This window comes from Algoriphagus hitonicola (genome assembly GCF_900113375.1).
GTDB lineage: Bacteria > Bacteroidota > Bacteroidia > Cytophagales > Cyclobacteriaceae > Algoriphagus > Algoriphagus hitonicola.
Genome location: NZ_FOPC01000013.1, coordinates 116,561 through 122,790 on the forward strand (window position 1 = coordinate 116,561; position 6,230 = coordinate 122,790).

A 6,230-nucleotide genomic window follows, 5' to 3' on the forward strand; every position below is an offset into this window, starting at 1 on the left:
AATTTGTCGTTAATGATGGCACATCAACCTCAAGCTGGCTTTATGGTCTAAAGCCTGGAACCACTTATCACCTAGCAGTGTATGAATACAATGGAGATGGTACAGAAACTTTTTACCTAACAGACCCTTATTTGGCAGGTAGTAGAGCAACGCTTTTCCCACCTACAGTACAATCTGGCTCACTTACTTTTGATAATATTACAGGCTCTGGAATGAGAGTCAATTGGGTTGGTGGAAATGGTAATGGACGAATATTGGTTGCCAGAGCAGACAATCCTGTGGAAGTGGAACCACAGGATTTTGTGAATTACAACGCTTGGGCTGGTGTTTTTGGAAGTACCTCCACTGCTTATGACATAGGAACTTCGGAACATAAAGTCCTTTTTATGGGTAATGGAACTAGTTCTGCTATCACCGGTTTGGATCCTAATCGGACCTATCATTTCGCCATTTTTGAATATTCTGGAAATGTTGCAAAACAATATTTACGACCTGGATCAAAAGCTAGTCAGAAAACGGCTTCCACTCCTACTGCTGCGGCCAATAGTCTCAATTATAGTAATATTGATGGTAATCGATTTTACTATTTTTTCAATGTTGGAAATGGGGCAAGACGTATTGTCATTGCAAAAGAGGGAAGTCCTGTAACAGCAATTCCAGAGGACGGGCTTTCCTATACACACAGCACCACTTTTGGTTCTGGAACCCAGATCGCTACAGATGAATTTGTGGTTTACAATGGAACGTCAAATCAAAGCTGGCTATATGGATTAAAACCAGGAACGACTTATCATTTGGCAGTATATGAATACAATGGAGATGGAACAAATACTTTTTACCTAACCGACCCTTATTTAGCCGGAAGTAGAGCAACATTAGATTACCCAACCAAACAATCAAGCAATGCATTTACCAGTAGTAGAAGTAACACCTCTATTAATATATCTTGGACTAAAGGTGATGGTGCTCAAAGAATTCTTATAGGGCGCAAAGATGGCCCAGTAAATGTTGAGCCTCAAGACTTAACTACTTACAGCACGTCTGCCACCTTTGGAACTAGTTGGAGTCAAATAGGAACAGGCAATTATGGATTATATGTCGGTACCGGAAATAATGTCAATATTACCAATCTTGAGCCCGGCACCAATTACTATTTTGCCCTTTTCGAGTATAATGGAAACAGTGCCAAATTATACCTTAGACCTGGATATCAGTTTGCTTTGGAAACATTTGGTGAAAGACCTACTGTGCAAGTTTCCAATGCCAGTTACTCCAATATTGATCTTAATTCTTTTGATGTTAACTTCGTTAAAGGTGATGGAAGCCGGCGCTTGGTCTTAGCCAAAGCAGGAAGTCCCGTTAATGCAGGACCGGCAGATTTTACACCCTACATTGCTAACAATACTTTTGGACAAGGCAATCAAATCGGCTCTGGCAATTATGTGGTTTATAATGATTTTGGAGAGAATTTTACCTTGCAAGGTCTTGACCCCGCGGTGACCTATTATTTCGCATTTTTTGAATACTCCTTGTCATTAGATGGAGAACTTTACCTTTCTCCCGCTTATACCTCTACGCAATCATCAAAAACTATTGTAGATCTCGGAGTTTCTCAAATTATTTCTCCTGTTTCTAGTTGTGAATTATCTACTCAGGAAACTGTTACTGTAGAGATTAGTAATTACAGTGATTTTCCTACAGATGAATTCCAAGTAGCCTATACTTTAAACGATGGTGAACCGATCATTGAAAATATAACTGGATCCAATACCATTGCGGGAAATGGCAAATTGACCTATAGCTTTCAAGCAAAAGTGGATTTATCAGTTGATGGAATCTACGAGTTGAAAGCATATACTATAGTAGAGGAAGACATTGACTTGAATAATGACAGTCTTGCCCTGTCAGTCGAGAATTTTCCGGAAATGACCACTACTATTTCAACCGATGCTACTATTTGCAAGGGGGAATCCATTTTACTTGAGGCTACAGGGGGAGTTACTTATTCTTGGAGTAATGGTGCCATCAATCCGTCCAATGAGGTAAGTCCAAATGAAACCACAACTTATTCTGTAATAATCACTGATGCGAATGGTTGTGCCGAGGAGCAATCCGTGACAATAACAGTGATTGATACTATAGAATTGGGATTTTTAGGCACCGAAAATTACACTAGTAGCTATGTTTATCCTGAAGTTGGAACAATTGATTCAACTTTTACTTTCAAAGTAAACTATAAGGATGCATTGGGCTACTTCCCTGCAGATGGCTTTCCAAAAGTCATTTTGAGTAGTTTTTTGAATACTTATGAACTTACGATGACTGAGGTAGATCCTTCGGATCAGGATGTTACGAATGGGAAAGCTTTTGAAGCCTCCATTACCGGACTTTCTGCTGATGCCACATGGAGTTCCCAGATAGTAGCTTTGAATACCAACGGGTGTTACGAAGAAACCATAAATGAAGAAGGAGTTCCCCTCGTATCCAAGCGGGTATTGGATATGAGTATTTTTGCTGATGATATTCTCTTTAGCAAGGATAAACCAGGGATTGGAGAAGTATTTACCATCACAGGCAGACTTAATAATAATTCGGATTTTCCAGCCGGTAATTTTAATGTTAATATCTATCATAATTTAGACTTAGTGACCACTATCCCTGTCAATGGTGTGGAAGCGAGAAGCATTGAAACTGTTGATTTTGATTATAGCTTTGATTATCCTGACAGACACGAGATTAAAATTTTTATCGATGAAGAGGAAGTACTCGAAGAAGAAAATCGTCTGAATAATTTTGCAATAAGGGGATATTCTCTTCCAGAAGGAATAGCTGTTACTGCCGCCTTAAATAAAGATACCTACAAATTAGGGGAGACTATGTATCTAACAGGCTCGGTCAAATTCCTGGGGACAGATGTGGTTAATACCGCAGTTTCAGGAGCCAAAGTAGATATTACACTCAGTGATGGTCGCACTTTTACAACCTATACTAACAATAAGGGTGTATTCTCTTTTGGATTTAAAACGCCAGATACTCTTGGGGAATTCTGGATAACCGGAATCGCCGACGAGGGAAGATTTACAGCAACCTTCGAACTCGGGGATTCTGAAGGCGGAGGAAGTGGATTTACTGTGATTGAACCAGATGAGCCAATCTTATATCCAGATTTACGAACAAGTATTTCAATCAATTATCCGGAAGGGCGAACGTATTTCCTTAAAGGTGAAACAATAACAGGTGTATTTAAACTGTTGAATGCCGGTGATGCAACCTCTTCTGAGTTTATTTTTAAATACTCCAATTGTCAAGGATTAGACGTTTCTCAGTTTGTCGAGTCTATTCAGCCAGGAGAAACTATTGAGTATCCATTTTCTAGCCTATCAACTGTAATAAACACATGTAATTCTATTGAACAATGCAAATTTGAAGCTTTTGCTGATGCATTAAATAGCGTTGTAGAAAATGTTGAAAATAATAATAAATCAAATCTTTCTGTAAATGTTTTGGCTGATTTGCCTGATCTTACTCCATATTTTACTACGTCAAATTATGATTCATTCGATCGAACTTTCTATTATACCCTTGAAGATGGTATTACTTTCAATGTTGGGGCAAGCAATCAAGGAGGAGTTGATATAAATGATCCATTTAACGTTAAGGTCTATGTAGATGGTCAAGTTTTCAAGGATACAATAATCAACAGCTTGGAGGTCTGTGGGAATGTTGCAATTTCAAATTTAAAGTTGTCGTTTACGGACGGTGAAGATCATGAGGTTTTGATAGCGCTTGACGAACCAATCGGTAGCGGAAATGTACAGGAATACAGTGAAAATAATAATTCTATATCCAGAACTATTAGGTTGAAACAACAAAAGCCAGATTTAAGAACTGACGATTACAGGCTTTCAGTATCACCAAAAATGCCGCTTCCTGGAGAAGACTTTAATATAATTGCGGATTACCTCAATCAGGGAGAAACATCAGTTCAAGGATCTTATTTAAACAGATTTACAATTTCCGAAACTAGTGTAATTCGGTCGGAAGAAGTAAACGGGATAACACCTCTTGAAAGATTTGGATCAGATCAATCAATAATAACCACTAGCATAGCTAGCTATGGCAATGATTATGTTCTATTTGAACTAGATGTTGAAAATACCATCGAAGAACAGCGGGAATCAAATAATTCGGTCCAAATCCCTCTCTGTGTTGATCTTGTTCCAAGTAGAGATCCAAATATATTTTACAATTACAGTGTTTGGGATGGGGGTTTCCAAGTTTTCACACAGCAATATTTGACTGCTTATATTGGTAACAGAGGATTATTTGTTCCTTCAAATGTTAAAGTACATTTCTATCTCGATGAGGTCTTGATTTCTGAAACAACCATGGATGAGGTACCTACTTCCTTCACGGGAAGAGGAAAGTATTTGAAGATTCCTTACATATTCACGGAAGCAGGAACATTTAGATTAAAAGTGGTGGTCGACCCGGATAATGAATTTATTGAATGTAATGATGATAATAACGAGTACAGTAACCTGATTACAATAGAAAATCCCGGGCCAGACCTAATTGTGCTCCCCAAATATATAAGCCCAACACGTTTAAATCCTGATATCGATGAACCTATCAATGTATTCGTATCATTTGATAATATCGGATCGGTGCCTGCCGGACCGTTTAAAGTCAGATTGACTGTTGACGATGTGCCCTTGGGAGAAGATGTACAAGTAGAAGGGTTAGATGCAGGCCTTAGTAGTACTGTGGCTATCACAGATGCCTATAGCAGCAGTATTGGTGGATTCAAAACTCTTAAAGCATATATTGATGTAGATAATGAACAGGATGATGGCAATACAAGAAATAATTTTGCTGAAAGACAAATCTATGTCGGCGACGCTCCTAACCTAACGTTTAGCTCGGCAGAACTTTTAAATGACTGTCCAGAAAATAACACTGCAAACACTGCAACATTTAATATAGTCAATGAAGGAGATGTAGATGTTGAGGCTGAAGTTTCATTCTATCACAAAATTGGAGAAGATCTATTGGATATAAAAACAGAATTTATTCTGGTTAAAGCCAAAGGGTCCTTGTCTATTGATCTTGAATTCCAGGTGTTGAGCAACTCTTATGAATTATTTGCTAAGATAGCGAATGCTTCTCCTTTCGAATATGATGAATTGGATAACACGATTTCCCTTTCCTATTGCAATAATCAGGAAGAGTTTTTTACAGTTCAAACAAGTGTGGTAGGAGAAGGAACTGTCATCAAAAATCCAGATGATGATAAATTCAATTTAGGGTCGACCGTTTCCCTTAACGCTGTTTCAGCCGAAGGATGGAGGTTCTCTCAATGGTCTGGTGATATTTCAGGAAACCAAAACCCATATGAATTGACGATCGATGGGAATAAAACAGTGATTGCTGAATTCACGGAGAATTTTCGAATTAAGCTAAATAAAACAAATGAATCCTGTTTTGAAGCGGCTGATGGCAGACTTGAAGTGGATATTTTTGCAGGGCTGCCTCCATACACTATAGAATGGTATAAAAATGGTGAATTATTGTCCGAATCAGGTACAATCATTAGCAACTTATCTGCTGGAATTTATGAGGTTCGGGTAACTGATTCCAATTCCATTACATTGACCGAACAGGTAGAGATCATCGTAGGAGACTTCCAGTATCCAATTGTAGTAATTCCGACAGAAGTTTCTGTGTTCTTGGACGGAAATGGTCTTGGTTCTCTTTCTATTCAGGAAATAAACGATGAATCCTTTGACAACTGTGGAATCAAATCCAAATTCTTTAATGATGGCTTAGCAACACTAGATTTTAACTGTACCGATGTTGGCCAGACTATTTCCGTTGATTTCAAAGTAGAGGATACCAATGGTAATGTTTCTGTAAAACCATTCACTGTTGTAGTGGTGGATGAAGTACTTCCAACCATCACCAATATGCCTGCAAACATCGAAGTCAGCAATGATGCGGGTGTTTGCGGAGCAGTGGTGACCTGGACAGAGCCGTCAGCGGCGGACAACTGTGAAATTGAAAGCTTCACATCAGACTTTGCCTCAGGTGCGGTCTTCCCGGTTGGCACCACGACAGTGACCTACACGGCTACAGACAAGCACAACAATACCGAGACCGCGAGCTTCACGGTTAAAGTCAACGACTCTGAAATCCCAACCATCACCAATATGCCTGCAAACATCGAAGTC

At 39.0% G+C, this 6,230-nt stretch carries 1 protein-coding gene; it reads left to right on the plus strand.

All coding sequences use genetic code 11. The features are described 5' to 3' along the window. Positions 1–6,230 (plus strand): CARDB domain-containing protein (locus BM043_RS16295; protein ID WP_177188505.1); only part of this gene is annotated, 6,230 nt, incomplete at both ends.